At 54.1% G+C, this 15656-nt stretch carries 15 protein-coding genes and 1 riboswitch; of the genes, 6 read left to right on the top strand and 9 right to left on the bottom strand.

Translation table 11 applies throughout. The features are described from left to right. Position 1: 1 nt before the first annotated feature. The 9 genes from cobC to AC2IBB_RS05780 all read right to left on the bottom strand — a co-directional run bounded on the left by cobC (position 2) and on the right by AC2IBB_RS05780 (position 9564). Positions 2-556, bottom strand: coding sequence for an alpha-ribazole phosphatase (gene cobC, locus AC2IBB_RS05820; protein ID WP_486331960.1), 555 nt, complete (start codon positions 554-556; stop codon positions 2-4). Continuing rightward, positions 541-1407 (bottom strand): adenosylcobinamide-GDP ribazoletransferase, encoded by an 867-nt coding sequence (locus AC2IBB_RS05815; protein ID WP_486331959.1) that lies wholly within the window; start codon positions 1405-1407, stop codon positions 541-543. Before AC2IBB_RS05815 ends, cobC begins: the two co-directional genes overlap by 16 nt. Positions 1408-1419: 12 nt before the next feature. Beyond that, positions 1420-2466 carry a nicotinate-nucleotide--dimethylbenzimidazole phosphoribosyltransferase gene (gene cobT / locus AC2IBB_RS05810; protein WP_486331958.1) on the bottom strand — a complete coding sequence of 349 codons (1047 nt, stop codon included), beginning with the start codon at positions 2464-2466 and terminating at the stop codon, positions 1420-1422. A 114-nt stretch (positions 2467-2580) separates the two neighbouring features. Beyond that, the gene (gene cobU / locus AC2IBB_RS05805) at positions 2581-3108 is read right to left on the bottom strand and encodes a bifunctional adenosylcobinamide kinase/adenosylcobinamide-phosphate guanylyltransferase (protein WP_486331957.1); all 528 of its coding nucleotides are present in this window, start codon (positions 3106-3108) and stop codon (positions 2581-2583) included. Next, positions 3105-4595, bottom strand: coding sequence for a cobyric acid synthase (locus AC2IBB_RS05800; RefSeq protein WP_486331956.1), 1491 nt, complete (start codon positions 4593-4595; stop codon positions 3105-3107). The genes cobU and AC2IBB_RS05800 overlap by 4 nt, the downstream gene beginning before the upstream one ends. 49 nt (positions 4596-4644) lie before the next feature. Continuing rightward, positions 4645-5679, bottom strand: coding sequence for an IS630 family transposase (locus tag AC2IBB_RS05795; protein WP_486331955.1), 1035 nt, complete (start codon positions 5677-5679; stop codon positions 4645-4647). Between the two features lie 76 nt (positions 5680-5755). Beyond that, the gene (locus AC2IBB_RS05790) at positions 5756-6946 is read right to left on the bottom strand and encodes an NHL repeat-containing protein (protein ID WP_486331954.1); all 1191 of its coding nucleotides are present in this window, start codon (positions 6944-6946) and stop codon (positions 5756-5758) included. A gap of 30 nt (positions 6947-6976) precedes the next feature. After that, on the bottom strand, positions 6977-8923 hold the full coding sequence (locus AC2IBB_RS05785) for a TonB-dependent receptor plug domain-containing protein (protein ID WP_486331953.1): 1947 nt from the start codon (positions 8921-8923) through the stop codon (positions 6977-6979). 111 nt (positions 8924-9034) lie between these two features. Next, positions 9035-9231: riboswitch (cobalamin riboswitch) on the bottom strand. 144 nt (positions 9232-9375) lie between these two features. Then, entirely contained in the window at positions 9376-9564 is a 189-nt protein-coding gene (locus tag AC2IBB_RS05780; protein ID WP_011394921.1) for a DUF3012 domain-containing protein, read from the bottom strand. Positions 9565-9840: 276 nt separating this feature from the next. Between AC2IBB_RS05780 and AC2IBB_RS05775 the strand changes: the two genes are divergently transcribed. The 6 genes from AC2IBB_RS05775 (at position 9841) to maiA (ending at position 15641) form a co-directional block, all read left to right on the top strand. Next, entirely contained in the window at positions 9841-10524 is a 684-nt protein-coding gene (locus tag AC2IBB_RS05775; protein WP_486331952.1) for a phospholipase D-like domain-containing protein, read from the top strand. Positions 10525-10762: 238 nt separating this feature from the next. After that, positions 10763-11581: a phenylalanine 4-monooxygenase gene (phhA, locus tag AC2IBB_RS05770; protein WP_486331951.1), complete on the top strand. Its 819-nt coding sequence runs from the start codon at positions 10763-10765 to the stop codon at positions 11579-11581. Between the two features lie 192 nt (positions 11582-11773). Continuing rightward, positions 11774-12871, top strand: coding sequence for a 4-hydroxyphenylpyruvate dioxygenase (gene hppD, locus AC2IBB_RS05765; protein WP_486331950.1), 1098 nt, complete (start codon positions 11774-11776; stop codon positions 12869-12871). Then, positions 12864-13991 carry a homogentisate 1,2-dioxygenase gene (locus AC2IBB_RS05760; protein WP_486331949.1) on the top strand — a complete coding sequence of 376 codons (1128 nt, stop codon included), beginning with the start codon at positions 12864-12866 and terminating at the stop codon, positions 13989-13991. Before hppD ends, AC2IBB_RS05760 begins: the two co-directional genes overlap by 8 nt. A 22-nt stretch (positions 13992-14013) precedes the next feature. Further along, positions 14014-14997 carry a fumarylacetoacetate hydrolase family protein gene (locus AC2IBB_RS05755; RefSeq protein ID WP_486331948.1) on the top strand — a complete coding sequence of 328 codons (984 nt, stop codon included), beginning with the start codon at positions 14014-14016 and terminating at the stop codon, positions 14995-14997. Continuing rightward, entirely contained in the window at positions 14994-15641 is a 648-nt protein-coding gene (gene maiA, locus AC2IBB_RS05750; protein WP_486331947.1) for a maleylacetoacetate isomerase, read from the top strand. Before AC2IBB_RS05755 ends, maiA begins: the two co-directional genes overlap by 4 nt. Positions 15642-15656: the final 15 nt, after the last annotated feature.

Genomic DNA, 15656 nt, shown 5'->3' with positions numbered 1-15656 from the left:
TTTACCGTTCAGGCAGATTAGGGGCGGGAATGTGAATCACGCCGCCATAATCGAGAGGGATGCTGAACGTTTTTGACTTGTCCCAGTGGCAGTATTCGGGATGCAGCTGCAGACACAGGCAACGCAATAAGCCCGAATGCGCCACCACCAACGCCACTTTCCCCTTCGCTTCCCGCGCCAGACGCTCAATAAATTGTTCACTTCTCCGATACAGATCTGGAAAACCTTCGCCTCCCGGAGTGCGCTGAGTCAGCCAATTGTCTCCCCAGTCCCGCGCTTCTTTTTGCGGCAAGTCGGTTAGCAGCTTGCCATCCCAATCGCCAAAGCTCATTTCCATCAGTAGGTCGTCAAAATCCGGCGCAGGGCCCAACCAGTCCGCCAGTGTTTTACAACGGGTCAGCGGACTGCTGTATAACAGATCCCAGGCCGCCGGTAATTGCTCGCGAATGGTGGCGGCTTCTTCCGCAAATGTATCGGCCAGCGCGACATCGGATTGGCCGTACAGCGTTCCTTTCGGGACCGCAACCCGAGTATGGCGGATCAGATAGAGCTCCATAGCGCCCCCAGCAACAGGAATAGAACAATTTCCGCCAGTTGTTGCACGGCGCCCAGACAGTCTCCGGTGTAGCCGCCCAAACGACGGGACAGGTAAACAATGCTGGCGCGACGCAGGAGCCACAAGCCCATGACCGCCAGCGCCAGTGCTTTGACGCCCGCCAACAGCAGCGGCATGAGCGCTATGACTGCGGCAATGGCGATATCTCTCCTTCCGATGCCTTTAGCGACCGGCTTGACCTTGCTGAGCTGGTCCGCGCGCACGTAGTCCAGACTCGCGATCAGGCTGATCGCCAGGGCGCGACTGCAGGCATGGGATATCCAAAGCAATAACAGGGCGGCGTCCGGGGCAAGCTGCGCCAGAATGACGATTTTTAGGGCAAGACTTAAGGCCAGCGCCAGCGCGCCATAGGTCCCCACCCGGCTGTCCTTCATGATGTCAAGGATGCGCTCCGGGGTGTGTCCGCCGCCGAATCCATCAGCGGCGTCCGCCAACCCGTCTTCATGAAACGCGCCCGTGATAAGAACGCCTGCCGCAATAGCCAGCACCGCTCCGCCCCAGGGTCCATAGAAGTAGAGGCCCAGCAAATAAGCGCAGGCGGCCGCAAGGGCGACCAGCCACCCTGTCAGGGAGATATAGCGACTGGCCTGATTCAGGTCCGCTTCATTGAAGTCATACAGCAAGCGTACCGGGACACGGGTATAGAACTGCAGGGACAGCATCAGCAGGTGCCATTGCTGACGCAGAATTTCCGCCCAGCGCTGCGCCGCGGACTCCTCGGCTCCATTCACGGTTTCGCCGCCGTCCATGATTGTTCGGGATCTTTGGTCAACGCGCTCGTAGTCGCTCACGAATCGAGTCCACTAGCTCTTTTCACTGACGCCAGCATCCGCGAAACTGGCCATTTCATTGAAGAAGTTCAGAGAGGATTGCAGCAGAGGGTACGCCAACGCACAGCCAGTCCCTTCACCCAGTCGCAAGTCCATCTTGAGAATTGGGTCCGCGTTCAATGCTTCCAGCATATGTTGATGCCCCTGCTCCAGTGAGCGGTGGCAGAAAATAGCGTATTCACCGATAGCCGGCGCCAGCTTGTAAGCCGCCAGATAGGCTGCAGTGGCAATAAAGCCGTCGACCAGCACCAGCATCCGATTTTGCGCGGCTCGTAAGATGCCTCCCACCATGGCGACAATTTCAAAGCCAGCAAAAGTCTGCAGAATCTCAATTGGAGTTTTCAGGTCAGTGTATTTCTCCGCCGCCTGTCGCAGCAGTTTGACTTTGCGCTCATATTGCTCATCGCTCAACCCTGTGCCGCGACCAATGCAACGCTCCAAGGGGACGTCAAGCAGGTAGCTCATCAGCATAGAGGCGGAGGAAGTATTGCCGATCCCCATCTCACCAAAGCCCAATACATTACAACCTTCTTCGGCTATCGCATCGACCTGCGCCGCCCCCAGACGCAATGCCTTTTCACATTGTTCCGCGGACATCGCCGGCTGCTCCAGAAAGTTCTCCGTTCCCGGGCCGATTTTCCCTTTCACCAATTGGGGATGATCCTCAAAATCATGATTCACGCCAGCATCGATAACACGCATGCTGATTTGGTGCTGGCGCGCAAACACATTGATCGCGGCGCCGCCTTGCAGGAAGTTATGCACCATCTGCCAGGTGACATCCTGTGGGTAAGCGCTGACGCCGGATTTCGCGACGCCATGATCGCCGGCGAATACTAAAATGTGAGGATTCTTCAATGTGGGGGTCATCGTGCCTTGAATGCGGGCGACCTGAAACGCCAGCCTTTCCAGTTGCCCCAATGCGCCCAGAGGTTTGGTTTTCTGATCAATTTTTTGGTGCAACGCCGCATCCAGCGTGTCGTCTATGGGGGGAACGCGCAAGCGTCTGATAAATTCCATTTTCATCCTCATCTCGTCAAATAATCAGTCATTGTTGTTTTCCAAACCCATGCGCTAAAACGTCAATCGGCCTAACTAAGGTTCAGACCTTATTTTTAATGGTAATCAGTATACTTAGGCAAGCTCCAAACGACCCTTCAGACAATGCGGCAGCCCCGCAACTGTTAATACCACCCGATCGCAGGCGGCCGCAAGCGCCTGATGCAACAGGCCAGCCTCATCGCAATAGCGACGCGATAGCTCACCCAGCGGCGTAACGCCCATATTGGTTTCGTTACTGACAAATATGATGTCGCCCTCAAGTTGAGGCAGCATCTCCAACAGCGCCTGCCGTTGCTGTTCAAAAAGTTCTTTGGTGTCTGAGATCAAAAGGTTGGTAAGCCAAAGCGTCAGACAGTCCACCAGTACGATACCTCCCTCCTGCATGGCGTCGCGAATGGCGTCGGCGAGATAAATTGGCGCTTCGATCAGCCCCCAGGCGGATGGGCGGCGGGCGCGATGGTGCGCGATCCTTGCGGCCATTTCGCCATCGCCGGCGGTAGCTGTGGCGATATAGACGACGGGGTTGTCCTGAGAACTCGCCAATTGCTCAGCCAGCGCACTCTTTCCTGACTTCACGCCCCCCAGAATCAACGTCCTCACGCCCTGCTCTCCCTGTCGCCGCTGTTTGGCTCAATCTGTAGAAACCCTGCGATTTCGTCCCAGTTTAAGTACTGGTCCACGACATCCGCCAGGCGATTTATGTCCGCTTCCCGTAAAGCATCGTAATCCAGATGTTGCGCTTCGTTCAGTCCTGCCCAGCGCAATAGCGCCGCCAACGCCTGAGGGCTTTCAAACAGGCCATGCAGATACAGTCCCAGCACCTGATTATCATCGCTGACGACGCCGTCCTGGCGTCCGTCCTCAAGACGCACCGCCGACGTTTGCGACGCTGCGCAGCGAGTCACTCCGGCATGAATCTCATAGCCGGTAATCCGAGCGTCATCCAGCCAAAGACGACCCTCCACTCGCCGTAATTGCTTTTCCGGCTCCAGGGTAGTTGCGATATCCAGCCATCCCAGCCCGACGCTCTCTCCAGCAACGCCTTCCAGACCATGAGGATCTGCGATAGTACGTCCCAACATTTGGTAGCCGCCGCAAATACCGATGACTCGACCGCCATAACGCAGATGCTTGCGAATAGCCTCTTCCCAACCATTTTCGCGTAGCCACTGCAGGTCGTTACGTACGGATTTGGAGCCAGGGAGAATAATGAGGTCAGCGGAGGGCGGCGATTGCCCTGGCCCGATAAACTGGAAGTCTACTTGCGGGTGTAAGCGCAGAGGATCAAAGTCAGTGTGATTACTGATTCGGGGCAAGGCCGGCGCAATGATTGTAAGCGCCGCGTCAGGTTTAACGACAGCCTCTCGCGGCAAGGCGTCTTCCGCTTCCAGATGCAGGCCGTTCAGATAAGGCAGCACGCCCAACACGGGTTTGCCCGTATACTCTTCCAGCCACTGCAGACCGGGCTCAAGCAAGGCGATATCGCCGCGAAAACGGTTGATGACAAAACCACGCACGCGCCGCTGTTCGCTTTCGCTCAATAAAGCCAACGTACCGACCAAGTGAGCGAACACACCCCCCCGATCAATATCGGCGACCAGGATGACCGGGCAGTCTACCGCTTCCGCAAACCCCATATTGGCGATATCGCGATCGCGCAGGTTAATCTCCGCCGGAGAGCCTGCGCCCTCCACCATCACCATATCATAGGCGGCGGATAAGCGCTGATATGACTCCAGCACCGCCTGCATGGCGGTGCGTTTGTAGTCGTGATAGGCCACTGCGTCCATGTTGGCGCAGGCTTTTCCATGAATGATGACTTGCGCGCCAATATCCGTATTGGGCTTCAACAACACCGGGTTCATATCCGTATGCGGCTGCAGGCCACAGGCCTGCGCCTGCACCGCCTGCGCCCGCCCAATCTCACCGCCATCCACTGTCACAGCGCTGTTCAGCGCCATATTCTGGGGCTTGAACGGCGCTACTTTCAGTCCGCGCCGCAGCAAACTGCGGCAGAGGGCGGTGACCAGCGTGCTTTTGCCCGCGTCGGAAGTGGTTCCCTGGATCATAAGTACAGACTTGGTCATCCAGATACGCGTCCCTCTATATTATTAATCCGGCATCGATATAGGCATTCTATGCCGCATATTTGATGCTTGGATGGTTAAAGTATTTTTTCACCCTCGAAGGCTTCTTTTGCAACATACACATATGTGATCGAACTTTCTTTTTGAGATCCCCTTTCTTTCGCGCCGGCTTACCACTGTGAACTCCCGCTTTTAAGTCACAATTCAAGTATTCGTCCGGGTTCAATTCCGGGGAATAGGCGGGTAAATAGAACACTTCTATACGATCCTCATTCTCCTCAAGCCAGGCCTTCACAACCTTGGCGTGATGGACTCTCAAATTGTCCAGTATCAGGAAGACCTTCCGTTGGGCGTCTTGGATCAGCCGCTTCATGAACCCTATCAACCGGTCTGCGTCCATTGAGCCGTCATAGATTTGAAACCGCACTTTGCCCTGGTTGCTGATCGCTGAGATCATATTGACCGACTCACGTTTGGCGTTCAGGCGAATCACCGGCGTTTTCCCTTTCGGCGCATAGCCCCGCCCATGTTGAGCGTCGCTTCGCAGCCCTGTCTCATCCCCCCAATAGATCTCCGCCCCTTCCGCCTTCGCTCGTCCACTGATGACCGGGTATTCCTCCTTCAGCCACTTCTCGACTTGAGACGGGTTTTGCTCATACGCTTTCTTCACCGGCTTCTGCGGCGTGAAACCCCAGGCGGTCAGATAACTGCCAACCGTTCGGATCGCCAAGTGCTCTCCCGTCTCCTGCGCAATAAGCTGTTGCACCGTCTTACGGGTCCAGAGCGCATACTCCAGCTTGAGCTGGTCCGGGCTTTTATCGACAATCAAACATCTGATTCGGTTCTCCTGGCTTGGCGTCAATCGCTGTCCCGAACCGGGCTCTCGTCCCCGGGGCTTGGATTTAATCCCGCTAACCCCTTGCGCTTCATAAGCTCTAATCCACTTTCCCACCGTCAGGTTATGGACACCGACCTTATCGGCTATTTCCTGATAGCTATACCCCTGCTTGCGCAGTCGCACGGCCTGTTTTCTTTTTTCTTCCTGCGCTGCGGCAGGTAATGAGCGAGCGTCTTCTATAATCATATGGGCAGTGTATCATATCTATATCGATGCCATGTTAATAAAACGACTCGCTGAAACAGGCGCACGCACGACCACGTCAGTCTTTTTCAGCGAAAACTATTTTTGCTGGATCTTTATTAACGCCTATCGTTTTGATGATGGTTTCACTGGATGTGTTAGCAATAACCAAGTCAGGATTTGCCCCACCTATGCCAAACCAAAGTTCTCCCGTTGGACTGGCGGCGATAGAACGTAAATTCACACTGGCCGTACCAGGGATCGCCGAAGCAACAACGTCTCCCGAACTTGGGTTAAACCGGTAAAGAGATGTTTTTTGGAACTCTTCATAGCCGCTGAAGTAGCCCACCGTATCAGAAACAATAGTCATATCCGTGATCAAGCCGTACGGATGACTGACATCATTGCCATCGTCGATGAACACATAGTGGTCATAGGTGCTTGGATTTACGACCTCGATGCCTCCCGTGTACTCAGCAGGTCGGGCAGGACTTGAAAAAGTGTCGTCGTACCGTCCAAGGCCTGCGATAAACAGCGAGCCGTCCTGCTCTATGATGGTATGAGGGTTTTTGATGTTCAGAGCCAAGCCTTTCTGGGCGCCGCCGGAGATATTTATTTCTTCATTAGTGGCGACATTAATTACCGCCAGATAAGCCGTTCCCGGCGCGAAGTCAGCGTCCATGTTCTGCATGACGACATACAGCTTGCCATCGTATATCAACCCCGCTGACATCTCTGGAACGCCATCATCATCGTAGCTGCTCAGGTCTATCTCACCTGTTTTGAAAAGATCTTCATCGCTTAATGCTACAGAGGGGTTCACTACCCAAATTGACGAATCGCCGTACCTCAAAACGTACGCCTTTGTATCGCTGACAAAGATTATGTCATAAGGGTTGCTCAGCGACTCGCCATCGTCATTGGTGGTGAACTGCCAGTCAGACACGCCTGGACTGTCATAGCTGTATTTAGAAATATTATCCTGGTTAAATCTTCCGATACGGTAAAAACTGTCTCCATAGGCCGCCACAGACATATCTGACTTGTTGGAGCCAGCATACCCTTCTACAACATCGTATGGCGCTTCAGCAGATGCAATCGAAACTTCACTTGATGAATAGTCATTCGCCACACCGGCGATAACCGCGACCCAATCCGAATTCGGTGTCGTTCCACCATTACCGCCTTCACCACCGCCGCAACCAACTATTGTCGCAAGCGTCAGGGTTAACCCCGTCCATCTCAATACTGTTCCAATACTCTGTTGCATGCCCACGTCCTCTTAGCTATTAAACAAAAACTAAAATAAATGTTGTAAAGACACAAAGAAATGACGTCCTGGAGAGGGAAAACCATTAAAGGCTTCAACAACCTCATCGGTCACATTATGTGCGCTGACTTCGACAGTGGTCTCGCCATCTGACCAGCGCCCCACCACATTGACAATGTTCTGATCTTCCACTTCCGTTTCCTGAGCGCTGTCGTAATACGCGCCTGATTCGTGATGATATTCAACAGATGTGGTGATACGGCCGATACTCCAAGCAGTGGATAAAAAATGGGAATAGGTGTAGGCGCCCGCCAGTTGCTTGCCGTGCAGGTCACGTGCGTTTGACAGGTTTTCCGTATCCTGGGCGGTGCTTCTGGCGATAAACGTCCAGGCGGGAACAGGTTGATACATGGCGTCCACTTCCACTCCGCTAACCCTTGCTTTGCCAACATTCTCAAAGCGGCCGACTCCCCTTGAGTCGTAAGAGGGGACGATAGCATCTTTTAAATCCCGATAGAAATAGGCGGCAGAGACGGTGACGCTATCCAGACCCACTTCGAAGCCAACGTCGCCGTTCAACGCGGTTTCCGGTTTTAAGTCACTATTGCCAATGAAGAAACCTCTGTCGCCGAACTTTTCCGCTAACTGGGGAAATCGTACGTCTCGGGATGCATTAGTCTTAAGTGACAGCCAATCTGTCAGACGATAACGAACGCCCGCCTGCAAAGAATGGTACTGAGCTGTATCGGAGGCCACCTCCGCGCGACCGCTCATGGATGCGGCCGGGGTTTCATCGTCCAGGAAATACTGGCGCGCGCTCAGACGCACCAGCCAGATATCATCTTCATCCGCCCACTCGTCCTGAATACCTAACAAGTAGGTCATGCGCTCAAAATCCTGCTTTTGGCTACGTCCGGTCAGGTCCTCTTCTTGGTATGTTTCCCGGCGCGCTTCCACCATTGCGGACAATAAATGCAACCCTATTGAGTAGGAGCCATACAGCTCAGCGCCGACAACCTCTGTGGTAGCTTCTGTTCTCTGTACGCCCAGGCCGACCCGGCTTTGACTGTCATCATAACGCTCTTCCTGGGTGGACCAGAAAACGCGTCCCGAATAATTCTCCTGCGTATTCCTGGCGAAGCTGAGTTTGCTCTGCAGACGTGTGAAGTCAGTATCCAGGCTGGTTCGCGTGCTCTCCAGATTGGCGATGTCAGGCAGATGCTGATCTTTATTGAAGTGTTGCGCCATCAGTTGCAGATCCGTGCGATCCGACAGGCTGCGCTCCGCCGTCAGCATGCCGTTGAAATGACTGAATTCCGCATTGCGACGACGTTCTACGCGGTCATCGTAGGGATTAAATTCGGTCTGATTGTTGTTCAGCATCTCGAAGTCGTTATCACTGCCGAGGTAATCAAGGGACGCGAGGTAGTTGGTTTCGCCAACGCCGTCGGCGAATGTGAGCGCCCCTTTGCGACTGTTGAATGAACCATACCCAAGGCTCAATTGTCTGAGGGGTTTGCTGAAGCGAAGGGACTTGATATTAATGGCGCCGCCGACGCCTGAGTAGCCCAGCTGAATCGGCGTCGCGCCCTTATAAATTTCAATCTGCTCAATGCCGTTAAGCAATATCTGGCTCAAGTCCACCGAACCGCCAGTCGCGTCGTTTAACAATACGCCATCAAGATAAACGTTCACCTGCTTACTGGTGGAGCCACGCAGATAAACGGCGGAGTATGACCCCAGTCCGCCGCTCTGGCGCACTTGAACGCCGGTTTCATTCTTCAGCACGTCTGCGACGGTCGCAACTTTCGAGTCAAATTGCTCGCGCTTGATCACCTTCACGAAGCCAGTTTGATACTCGGCGTCAATCTCATCCGCAGATGGAGCCTTGGCTTCGACGACAACAGGCTCCAACTCTTCCGCGCGAACGCCGGTCAGTTGTGAGCCAACTAAAAGCAAAAGGGTTACAAGCCTCATAATGTTCCGAAAGAATAGCGCCAGTGAATGCAATTGTTGCGCAGCGGATACAAGCAAAGAGGGAAAGGAGTCGAGTCAGACGAGTCCCGGCAAAGCCCTCCGCTATGCCACGCGATAAGCAGGCGTCAGGCCGGTCTCCGGGCTCATGAGTGGCGTAACCGGCGACAACGTCTTCCCGCGAATCCGCAGTGACAGGGGGTTGTCGTTTGACTCATTTACCGTTGCGGGGGCAGCGTCGGGCTTAAACCGACTTCCCGTTTCATCCCTTGAACGAATGTTCTCAGGACACCTGATGCAATGGGGGCGTAAGCTAAATGGCCGCCCCGGCAAAGTCAAGGCGCACAAAGCGCCTCACGAAAACAACAGGCTCCAAGGTGACGACAACCTGTTGATAACTATCAAAATGTAAAACTGGTCCACTTATCCCAAAGTTTAGGCGTGGGGCTGTTCGCTTAGCTGTCTGAGCGGAACAGACAGTGTTTGGCGTAATCCGTCGCCTCATTGGCCGTCCAGTCGCCCTTCGGCTTGGTCGCCATATCCTCACACCAATCCTTGCTCCCCACCTCTGGAGAACAACCGGCCAAAGCGCCCAAGCTCAACCCCACCACCAATAGCCAAGAAGATACGCGTTTAATCGCCATAGGAAATCCTGAATAACAAGTCATCAATTCATATTTAGCGAGCAAGTATACAGGAGAGAGATAGAAATTAGTCATCCGAGCTCTGAGACTTTGAGGGCATTTAACTCATCCTCCTTTTTCTTAAGTTCTATAAAGAATACTCATTACTATGGAGCCAGCCCTTAACATGCTGGATATATTAGTTAGATTTATGCAATCTTTGCGATTTTAACGCCCAAAAGCGCCGGCTAGAACGAGCCAAGCTCATATTTACAAACCTGATGAGGTTATCAGCAAGTGAAACTGGATCAACTGACTTTTTTCCTCCAACAAACCCTCACGGATGAAAAGTTCGATAATGCTGAGAAACAGGCGTTGCTGGCGATGCTTGAGACTTTACAGCCGGATCAGGTGCGTTTTATGCGTAATCGCGCCTTTGAGTTGACCCGTCCGTTGATCGTCAATGGCGGCGATGGTGCGCTCAGGGCGCTGAAATGGCTGGAGCGGGTGATCAAGGCTTTGGACTCTGGCGAGGAGGAGAGCAATTTAACGCGGGCCTATTTCAGCCCAGGGGAGCAATGCCGTCGCGCAATCATAGAACGCATACGCAATGCTCGAAGCAGTTTGAAAATCTGCGTATTCACCATTTCCGATGACAAAATCGCGGACGAAATTATTAACGCCCATGAAAGGGGGCTAAAAATTCGCATCATCACGGACAATGACAAGACCTTTGATCTGGGCAGCGACATCAATCGTTTCAAAGATGCCGGCATTTTGGTGAAGATGGACGATGAACCCCACCACATGCATCATAAATTCGCTCTTGTCGACGACAGCGTCCTGATTCACGGCAGTTTTAACTGGACTCGCAGCGCCAGCACTTATAACCAGGAAAACATCGTAGTAACCGACCACCCCGGCCTCGTCAGAGAGTTCTCCGGAGAGTTCGCCAAACTATGGCGCACCTTCGCGGAGTAAGACCTGTACGATAAAGAATTGTCATTAAATCTCCCTCGCTAATCGCCAGCCGTTATTAGCAATGTATAGACAAATTCTGCGGATTGTCATTTAATCAGAGGAAGGCCCGGCCGGAAAATATTCCGACCTCGCGCCGTCCAACCCAACTGACGGCCGCCAGATTAAGCCGGCCACAAGCCGGTAGAATAATAAGAGTGCCATGGAATACACCCTTCCTGACACGTCACGAGGTGAGAAAATGGGCAAAGGTACAAAGTATGTTGCGAGAGAGCCTGACGCATCCGGCTTTATCGCCTACCCCGATTCGGAGCACGCCGTCTGGCGTGAGCTGATCACACGACAATACAAGGTCATACGCAATGTGGCCTGCGACGAATATCTTCATGGACTGAAGTTGTTGGACTTACCCGAAGACCGTATCCCTCAGCTGGAGGATGTCTCCTCCGTATTACGCCGTGAAACTGGCTGGGAAGTGGCGCAAGTGCCCGCATTGATTCCCTTCGATACCTTCTTCGACCTGCTCTCAAATAAGAAATTTCCCTGCGCCACCTTTATTCGTACGCCAGACGAAATGGACTATTTGCAAGAGCCGGACATCTTTCATGAAATATTCGGTCACTGCGCCATGCTGACCAACCCCTACTTCGCGGAATTCACGCAGATGTACGGCAAACTGGGTTACTCGGCCTCCAAGGAAGACCGTATCTTCCTGGCGCGGCTGTACTGGTTCACCGTCGAATTCGGTCTGATGGACTCCGCTCAAGGGCAACGAATTTACGGCGGCGGCATTCTGTCCTCTATCGGCGAGACGCAATATTGCTTCTCCGACACGCCGGAACGCCGTCCCTTTGATATCGTAGACGTACTGAGAACACCTTACCGCATCGATATCATGCAACCTATTTATTATGTGCTGGATGGCCTTAAACAGCTTTATGAAGTCGCCCACTGCGACATCATGGATAAAGTGCGCCAAGCCAAAGAACTTGGGCTGTTCGCCCCGACTTTTCCACCCAAACAACAATCCAATACGGAGAAGTTAGCCGCCGGCGCCTGAAGCGCGGGAACGGCGACGACGTACAGACGAAGCAGGTTAAGTCCACTAAGGTTATGAACGATTTTGCATTACTCGCATTGAAGCTATTGATAGCCGCAGAAATACGCGCCCAATGGAGCTAAGCGGGGCTTTGCCCCGGCTGACGACAATTCCATTACGCGTTTTTTAATTGATAATACAGAGGACTGTATCATGAGTAATGTATATACAAACCCACTTGGCACTGATGGTTTCGAGTTCGTTGAATTTGGAGCTCCGGACAAAGCAGGCGCAGAAAGCCTGAAACCTCTTTTCGAAACCCTGGGCTTCACCGCCATCGCCAGACACAAGCGTAAAGCCATCACCCTGTATCGTCAGGGCGACATCAACTTCCTGGTCAACGAAAACGTCCCCAGCTATTTCCACAAATTCAGCATGGACCATGGCCCCTGCGCCTGCGCTATGGCGTTCCGCGTCAAAGACGCACAAAAGGCGTTCGAATACGCCGTATCTCAAGGCGCCAAGCCCTTTGACAAAGGCGACGTTCAAGGCGAAGAAGTTCGCATCCCTGCGGTGTATGGCATCGGCGACAGCGTGCTTTATTTCGTTGATAAATATGGCGAAGACAGTATTTACGATATTGATTTCGAGTACTTCCCCGGCGTGGACAAACACCCGAAGGGACTGGGACTGACTACCCTGGACCACCTGACTCACAACGTCTTCCGCGGCAACATGGACACCTGGGCCAGCTTTTACGAGCGCATCGGCAACTTCCGCGAGATTCGTTATTTCGACATCGAAGGCAAGCTGACCGGCCTGCACAGCCGCGCCATGACCTCCCCCTGCTGCAAAATCCGCATTCCGATTAACGAGTCCGCTGACGACAAGTCTCAGATCGAAGAGTATCTGCAGGAGTACAAAGGCGAAGGCATCCAGCACATCGCACTGTCTACCGAAGATATCTACAAGACAGTACGCGATATGCGCGAAGCCGGCGTGGTGTTCATGGACACCCCTGATACTTACTACGAAAAAATCGACACTCGCGTCCCCGGCCATGATGAAAATATCGATAACCTGAAAGAACTGCGCATTCTGATTGACGGCGCGCCTCACGATAACGACGGCCTGCTGCTGCAAATTTTCACCAGCACTGTGATCGGCCCGATTTTCTTCGAAATCATTCAGCGCAAAGGCAATGAAGGTTTCGGCGAAGGCAACTTCCAGGCATTGTTTGAATCCATCGAAGAAGACCAGATCCGTCGTGGTCTGCTGTCTCCTAACGCCGGAGAAAAGGAACATGCGTAAGTGGATCTCTTTTCCGCATAAAGAAGGGCTTGTTTCCAGACAAGCCCACGCAGATCTGCCCAGCGAAGCCATCTATGAAAGGGAAGCCGGACGCAGCGGTTTCTTCGGGCCTACCGCCCACTTCCACCACAAGCGTCCGCCTACCGATTGGGATAGCTGGGAAGGGCCTCTGCGCCCTCGGGCTTTTGATCTCAACAGGCTGAACATCGAGACGAAGTCTCCGTTCGACGCCCCAGTATTGCTGCACAATACGCACTGTCAGTATCGCTACTGGCGCTGCACGCAGAAGATGGACACCCTCGCCCGCAATGCGGACGGCGACGACCTGTTCTTCATACACGAAGGAGAAGGCGACTTCTTCTGCGACTACGGCCGTCTGAGCGTGCGCGAAGGCGACTATATCGTGCTGCCGCGCAGCACCATGTGGCGACTGGAGCCCAAGTCTCCCATCACTATGTTGATGATCGAAGCGACTAACGACAGCTATCAGCTGCCTGAAAAAGGACTGGTGGGACCGCAGGCGATCTTTGATCCCGCCATGCTGGATGTTCCCCGCATTGACGACGCCTTCCTCGCCCAGCAGGACGACACCCAGTGGATCGTGGAGATCAAGCGTCGCAATGCGATTTCCAAAGTGACCTATCCTTACAGCCCATTGGACGCTCTCGGCTGGCATGGCGACCTGTCCGTAGTGCGCATCAACTGGCGCGACATTCGCCCGTTGGCGTCTCACCGCTACCATTTGCCGCCATCGGCGCACTCCACCTTCGTCGCCAGCCGTTTTGTGGTGTGCACCTTCGTGCCCCGTCCGATCGAGTCCGATCCGGGCGCATTGAAAGTGCCCTTCTACCACAACAATGACGACTTCGATGAGGTCATTTTCTACCATCAAGGCAACTTCTTCAGCCGCGACAATATCGGCCCGGCCATGGTGACCTTCCATCCTTCCGGTTTCACTCACGGGCCTCACCCCAAAGCGTTCGCCGCGGGACTGGAATATACCCGCAAAGAGACCGATGAAGTCGCCGTTATGCTCGACACCCGCGATGCGCTGGAAGTCGGGCCGGCCGCCTGTCAGGTGGAGACCATCGAATATGCAGACAGTTGGAAAATGAAATAGCGACGGTTAAGGAGCAATATCCATGAAATTCGCAACATTAAAAAGCAATTCGCGGGACGGCGTTTTGGTTGTCGTCAGCCGCGACCTGCAACAGGCCGTCGCCGTTCCACAGATCGCCCCCACGCTGCAAGCCGCTTTGGACCAGTGGAGCGACCTGTCTTCCGCGCTGGAGGAGATGTACAGCGCCCTGAATGAAGGCTCCGCCAAAGACGCCTTTGCGTTTGATCCGAGCCAATGCGCCTCCCCCCTGCCGCGTGCTTACCAGTGGGCTGACGGCAGCGCTTACGTCAACCATGTGGAGCTGGTGCGCAAGGCGCGCGGCGCGGAGATGCCGGACAGCTTCTGGACCGATCCATTGATGTATCAGGGCGGCAGCGACGCATTTCTAGGGCCTCGCGACGACATCAGCATGGCCTCGGAGGACTGGGGCATCGATATGGAAGCGGAAGTGGCGGTAATCACTGACGATGTCCGTATGGGCGTCGACCCGGCAGACGCCGGAAAACATATTCGCCTGCTGATGCTCGTCAACGATGTGTCTCTGCGCAACCTCATTCCCGGCGAGCTGGCGAAAGGCTTTGGCTTTTTCCAAAGCAAGCCCTCCAGCGCCTTTTCACCCGTGGCGGTCACGCCGGATGAACTGGGCGACGCATGGGATGGCGGCAAAGCGCATTTACCTTTGATCACTCATCTCAATGACAGTTTGCTGGGACAGCCCAACGCTGGCATCGACATGACTTTCGACTTTCCCACATTGATCGCCCATGCGGCGAAAACCCGTCCGCTATCCGCCGGCGCAATCATTGGCTCAGGGACAGTCTCCAACAAAGATCGTTCCACCGGCTCAAGCTGTCTGGCGGAAGTACGCATGCTGGAAATTATTGAAGGCGGATCGCCCAAAACGCCTTTTATGCGTTTCGGAGACCGCGTACGTATTGAGATGCTGGACAAACAAGGGCGCTCGATTTTCGGTGCCATCGACCAGAAAGTGACGCGCTACTCATGATGCGGCTATACGACTACTGGCGCTCCAGCGCAGCTTACCGGGTGCGCATCGCGTTGAACCTGAAAGGGCTTCCTTACGAAGCCCACAGCGTTCACCTGGTGAAAGACGGCGGCCAACAAAATCAGTCAGACTACAAGGCCCTGAATCCTCAGGGCCTTGTACCTCTATTGACGGATGGCTCATTCCACCTGAACCAGTCTCTTGCGATCATTGAGTATCTGGAAGAGACGCATCCATCGCCAGCTCTGCTCCCTGCTGATCCACAAAGCAAAGCGAAAGTGCGGGCTTTCAGTCAGGTCATTGCTTGCGACATTCATCCACTGGACAACCTGCGGGTATTACAGTACCTGACCGGGCCAATGGAAGTTACCGAAGAAAGGAAGCTGGTGTGGTATCAGCATTGGATTCTGGAAGGATTCAAAGCCCTTGAACAAATGGCGGCGAGCTATGCCAGCGCTGGACCTTACTGCTTTGGCGAACAGGTGACTATGGCGGACGTCTGCCTGGCGCCGCAGGTCTACAACGCCAACCGCTTCAACTGCCCGATGACCGCTTTCCCCCGACTGCAGGAAATCAGCAGCAATTGCCTCAAGCTGGAGGCTTTCGCAAAAGCGGCGCCTGAGCGGCAGGCTGACGCCTCCTAGCGGCGGCTCAAATCA

It is taken from the genome of Hahella sp. NS-SX17 (assembly GCF_057367735.1).
This window is presented reverse-complemented; position numbering and strand designations above follow the sequence as displayed.